This is a genomic window from Cellulomonas hominis (assembly GCF_005239125.1).
In the GTDB taxonomy this organism is placed as follows: Bacteria; Actinomycetota; Actinomycetes; order Actinomycetales; family Cellulomonadaceae; genus Cellulomonas; species Cellulomonas hominis_A.
In genome coordinates, this window is record NZ_SZYE01000256.1 from 1 (window position 1) to 4,317 (window position 4,317).

5 protein-coding genes and 1 pseudogene are annotated in these 4,317 nt (G+C 76.7%); 4 read left to right on the forward strand and 2 right to left on the reverse strand.

The features are described 5' to 3' along the window. Both FA014_RS20850 and FA014_RS18305 read left to right on the forward strand, forming a co-directional pair. Positions 1 to 209, forward strand: a pseudogene (locus tag FA014_RS20850) (sensor histidine kinase); the annotation flags it as partial. A gap of 71 nt (positions 210 to 280) precedes the next feature. Then, the gene (locus FA014_RS18305) at positions 281 to 904 is read left to right on the forward strand and encodes a response regulator (RefSeq protein WP_230323385.1); all 624 of its coding nucleotides are present in this window, start codon (positions 281 to 283) and stop codon (positions 902 to 904) included. A gap of 11 nt (positions 905 to 915) precedes the next feature. On the opposite strand, the gene FA014_RS18310 is transcribed toward FA014_RS18305, so the two are convergent. Beyond that, positions 916 to 2,148 (reverse strand): MFS transporter, encoded by a 1,233-nt coding sequence (locus tag FA014_RS18310; protein ID WP_154731051.1) that lies wholly within the window; start codon positions 2,146 to 2,148, stop codon positions 916 to 918. On the opposite strand from FA014_RS18310, the gene FA014_RS18315 reads away from it, so the two are divergent. Both FA014_RS18315 and FA014_RS18320 read left to right on the forward strand, forming a co-directional pair. Then, positions 2,147 to 2,707: a MarR family winged helix-turn-helix transcriptional regulator gene (locus tag FA014_RS18315; protein ID WP_230323383.1), complete on the forward strand. Its 561-nt coding sequence runs from the start codon at positions 2,147 to 2,149 to the stop codon at positions 2,705 to 2,707. The genes FA014_RS18310 and FA014_RS18315 overlap by 2 nt on opposite strands. A gap of 136 nt (positions 2,708 to 2,843) precedes the next feature. Beyond that, positions 2,844 to 3,746: a siderophore-interacting protein gene (locus tag FA014_RS18320; RefSeq protein ID WP_230323384.1), complete on the forward strand. Its 903-nt coding sequence runs from the start codon at positions 2,844 to 2,846 to the stop codon at positions 3,744 to 3,746. Positions 3,747 to 3,885: 139 nt separating this feature from the next. Here FA014_RS18320 and FA014_RS18325 read toward each other — a convergent pair whose 3' ends face one another. Next, complete coding sequence (locus tag FA014_RS18325; protein ID WP_154731052.1) at positions 3,886 to 4,185, reverse strand: sulfurtransferase TusA family protein; 300 nt, start codon at positions 4,183 to 4,185, stop codon at positions 3,886 to 3,888. Positions 4,186 to 4,317 lie beyond the last annotated feature (132 nt).

The following is a 4,317-nucleotide window of genomic DNA, read 5'->3' on the forward strand; positions in this document are numbered from 1 at the left end:
CCGCCGCGCCCGCCGGCCCGGTCGCGCGCGGCGGGCGGGGCCTGGTCGGCATGCGCGAGCGCGCGGCGGTCTACCGTGGCTCCGTGTCGGCCGGGCCGTACCGCGCCGGCTGGCGGGTGCACGTCGAGCTGCGCACCGAGGACCTCGCCGCCGCCCCCGCGCGACCCGCGGCGACCGCACCACCCGCCCCGACCGAGGAGCCCGCGTGACCACCACCCCCGACGGCGCCGGGCCGGCGCCGATCCGCGTCCTGCTGGTGGACGACCAGCCCCTGCTCCGCATGGGCTTCCGCCTGGTGCTCGACGACGAGGACGACCTGACCGTCGTCGGCGAGGCCGGGGACGGCGCCGAGGCCCTGCGGCAGATCGCCGCGCTCGACCCCGACGTCGTGCTCATGGACGTCCGGATGCCCGGCACGAACGGCATCGAGGCGACCGAGCGGATCGTCGCCGCCGGGTCCCGCTCCCGGGTGCTCATCCTCACGACGTTCGACCTGGACGAGTACGCGTTCGCCGCCCTGCGCGCCGGCGCCAGCGGGTTCCTGCTCAAGGACGCCCGGCCCGCCGAGCTCACCGCGGCCATCCGGGCCGTCGCCACCGGCGACGCGGTCGTCTCCCCGCGGGTCACCCGCCGGATGCTCGAGCTGTTCGCCGAGGAGCTGCCCAGCGAGTCCGCCGCCCCCGCGCGCCGCGGCGACGCCCGGCTCGACGAGCTCACGCACCGCGAGCGCGAGGCGCTCCTCGCGGTCGCCGAGGGGCTGTCGAACGCGGAGGTCGCCGAGCGGCTGTTCCTGTCCGAGGCGACGGTGAAGACCCACGTCGGGCGGATCCTGGCCAAGCTCGGGGTGCGGGACCGGGTGCAGGCCGTGGTGCTCGCGTACGAGTCGGGGATCGTCGGGCGCTGAGCCCGGATCCGTCAGACCTCGCCGAGCGCCTCCTCCGGCGTCCCCTCGACCGCGCGCGCCGCCCGGTCCCACTGCCGGAACGACAGCCGCTCGCCCACGGCCGCCGCCATGGCGCGCCCCTTCCAGGCGAACGCGACCACGCCGACCAGCAGCACCCCCGCGCCCACCCAGTACGGGGCGGTCGCGCTGACCGGGTGCAGCAGGCCCGCGATCACCGGCGCCGGGGCGGCGAAGCCCCAGCGGACCAGGTTGAACGCCGCGGTCGTCGTGCGGCGCTCCGCACCGCCCAGCCCGAGCGCGAGGTCCGTGAGGTTCGCGTTCGCGATGCCCATGCACACGCCGGCGAGCACCAGCACCGCGACCGACTCGGCCGTGCCGGCGCTCGTCGCCAGCAGCACCAGGGTCACGAGCAGCCCCGCGATCGCCACGCCGACCGTCGCCACGGCGCCGATCCGGTGCGCGAGCCGGTGGCCCACCACGAGGATGCCGACCGCCAGGCCGACGCCCCACGCCGTGAACACCAGGCCGAGCGGGACGACGTCCAGGCCCAGGAACACCGGCGTGTAGCCGAGCACCACGAAGAACACGAAGTTGTAGGCGGCCGTGACCACGCACAGGGTGCGGAACGCGGGGCGGCGGAACGGCTGCCACACGTCGCGCAGGGTGAGCGCGGTCGGCGGGTCCTGCGGGTCGCGGAGCCGGGTGACGGACATCGCGAGCGCGATCAGCATGAACACGCCGCACGCGGCGAACGGCACCCGCCAGGAGATCTGGCCGAGCAGGCCGCCGATCAGCGGGCCGACCGCGAACCCGAGGCCCACGCAGGTCTCGAACAGCTCGACGACCCACTCGCGGTCCGTCGCCAGCGCGACCAGCAGGACCATCGCCGTCGCGAAGAACATCGCGTTGCCCAGGCCCCACAGCCCGCGGAGCACTGCGAGCTCGAGGATGTTGCCGGACAGGGCGGCGAGCACCGCGGCCGCCGCGACGACCGTCACGCCGGTCGCCAGGACCTTGCGGTAGCCGTACCGGCCGGTCGCGATGACGGCGGGGATCATGCCCACCGCCATCACGACCAGGTACGCGGTGAACAGCAGCTCGATCTGCCAGGTGGAGGCGCCGATCTCCTCCCCGATCACCGGGAGGATCGGGTCGACCACGGCGATGCCGGCGATCGCGAAGAACGCGGTCAGGGCCGTGGCGTAGATGGCGGTCTTGTTCGGTTCGTGGTGCCGGCTGGGCATGCGCGTCCTCGGGAAGTCGTCGTCGGGTATGTCTGTACTATACAGGCTTCTTGCCCAGGAGGACGTGGCAGACTTCCCGGGCCGACCCGAGGACGAGGTGACCATGCCGGACGACTCCCTGCGCACGATCGAGGCCCAGGTGGCCATGCTGCTGCGCCTGTCCGACCGGACCCGCCGCGCCGGCGCCCGCGCCCGCGGCGAGATCGAGCGCTCGGCCTACCTCGTCCTGGGCGTCCTCGCGCAGGACGGGCCCACGAGCGTCAACGCCATCGCCGACGCGCTCCGGCTCGACCCCTCCACCGTCACCCGGCAGGTGCTCGCCATGGAGCAGGCCGGCCAGGTCGTCCGCGCCGCCGACGCCAGCGACGGCCGGGTCACCCTCGTCCGGCCCACCGAGGCCGGGCTCGAGGCCCTCGAGCGGACCCGGGACGTCCGCGCGCGGCTCTACGGCGAGGTGCTCGACGACTGGTCCGCCGACGACCGCGCCGAGCTCGCCCGGCTGCTCACCCGGCTCAACGCCGACGTCGACACCTGGGGCCGCGCGCACGGCAGCCGGTGAGACGCGTGCCGCACCTGCGTGACGCGCCGCGGCCCACCACCTACGCTCGACCCGACGCACCGGCCACGCCCCCGGGCCGCGCGTCGTCGCACGCCGACCCGTCCGGCACCTCGAACGACCGGAAGGTGCTACCCGCGTGACCTCGACCGAGCCTCTGACCACCCCGCGCCGCCCGCCGCGGACCGCCCTGCGCGCGGTCGTCCTGCGCGCCGAGCACCTCACCCCGGCGATGGTCCGGCTCACCCTCGGCGGCCCCGGCATCGCCGGGTTCGCGCCGTCCCCGCACGCCGACTCGTACGTCAAGCTCGTCTTCGTGCCCGGGGTCGGCGCGACCGCCTCCGGCGCGGACGTCCTCGCCGCGTGGACCACCCCGGACGGGCGCGTCGACATCGAGGCCGCCCGCGCCGCCCTGCCGCCGGAGCACCAGCCCCGGATGCGGACCTACACGGTCCGCGGGTTCGACGACCTCGAGCTCACCCTCACGCTCGACCTCGTGGTGCACGGCGCCGACGGCATCGCCGGCCCGTGGGCCGCCACCGCGGCGCCCGGCGACGAGGTCGTCGTCGTGGGTCCCGGCGGCGGCTACACCCCCGACCTCACGGCCGACCACCACCTGCTCGCCGGCGACGCGTCCGCGCTGCCCGCCGTCGCCGTCGCCCTCGAGCGGCTCGGCGGCGCCGCCTCCGGGCACGCCGTCCTGGAGGTGCACGACCGCGCCGAGGAGCAGGCCCTGCACGTGCCGGACGGCATCGCCCTGCACTGGGTGCACGCGGGCGACGCCGCCCCGGGCGCGCGGCTCGTCGAGGCCGTCCGCGCCCTGCCGTGGCCGGTCGGCCGCGTGCACGCGTTCGTGCACGGCGAGGCGGGGTCCGTTCGCGAGCTGCGGCGGTACCTGCGCGTCGAGCGCGGGCTCGGCAAGGGCGACCTGTCGATCTCCGGGTACTGGCGGGCCGGCGCGGACGACGAGGGCTGGCGCGCCGGGAAGCGCGACTGGCTGCGCGGGATCGAGGACGCCGAGGCGGCCGCGGGGCTGGACTGACGCCAGGCGGGCGCCGCCCGAGCACCCCGACACGGCGAGCGAGTACCCGACACGTCGAGCGAGTACCCGCTGGTTACTCGCTCGACGTGTCGGATGCCCTCTCGGCGGGCGGGGCGCGGCGCGGCGGGGCGGGCGCGGGTCAGGCGTCCGGCGCGACGTGCCAGGGGCGGTCCGGGTCCGTCGGGCGGGCGTCCGCCGCGACCTCGATCGCGTACGTCGCCGGCGGCGGGCCGTCCGGCACCGGGCCGAGGTAGCGGTGCCCCGTCATCCGGCACCACGCCGGGAGGTCGATCGGCGCGACCGGGTCCGACGTCGTCAGGTGCACCACGGTCCCGGGCGGGAGCTCGCGGGCGCGAGCACGGAGCAGCACGAGCAGGCGGGCGCAGCCCAGGTCGCCGCCGTCCACGTGCACCGGCTCGGGACCCGCCTCGGACTGCACGCACCGCACTGTACCGACCCGCCGCGCGACGGGGCGCGCACCGGGGTGCCGCCGCGGCGCCACGGCCGCGACCGCGTCAGGCGGCGTCCGGGTGCACCCCGCCCGACGGGCCCGTGCCGGGCCCGCCCCGCG

What these genes read in the sequence shown, in the direction of transcription:
- FA014_RS18315 (WP_230323383.1), top strand. Translation starts at nt 2,147, where the DNA reads ATGCGCGTCCTCGGGAAGTCGTCGTCGGGTATGTCTGTACTATACAGG.
- FA014_RS18310 (WP_154731051.1), bottom strand. Translation starts at nt 2,148, where the DNA reads ATGCCCAGCCGGCACCACGAACCGAACAAGACCGCCATCTACGCCACG.
- FA014_RS18305 (WP_230323385.1), top strand. Translation starts at nt 281, where the DNA reads ATGGGCTTCCGCCTGGTGCTCGACGACGAGGACGACCTGACCGTCGTC.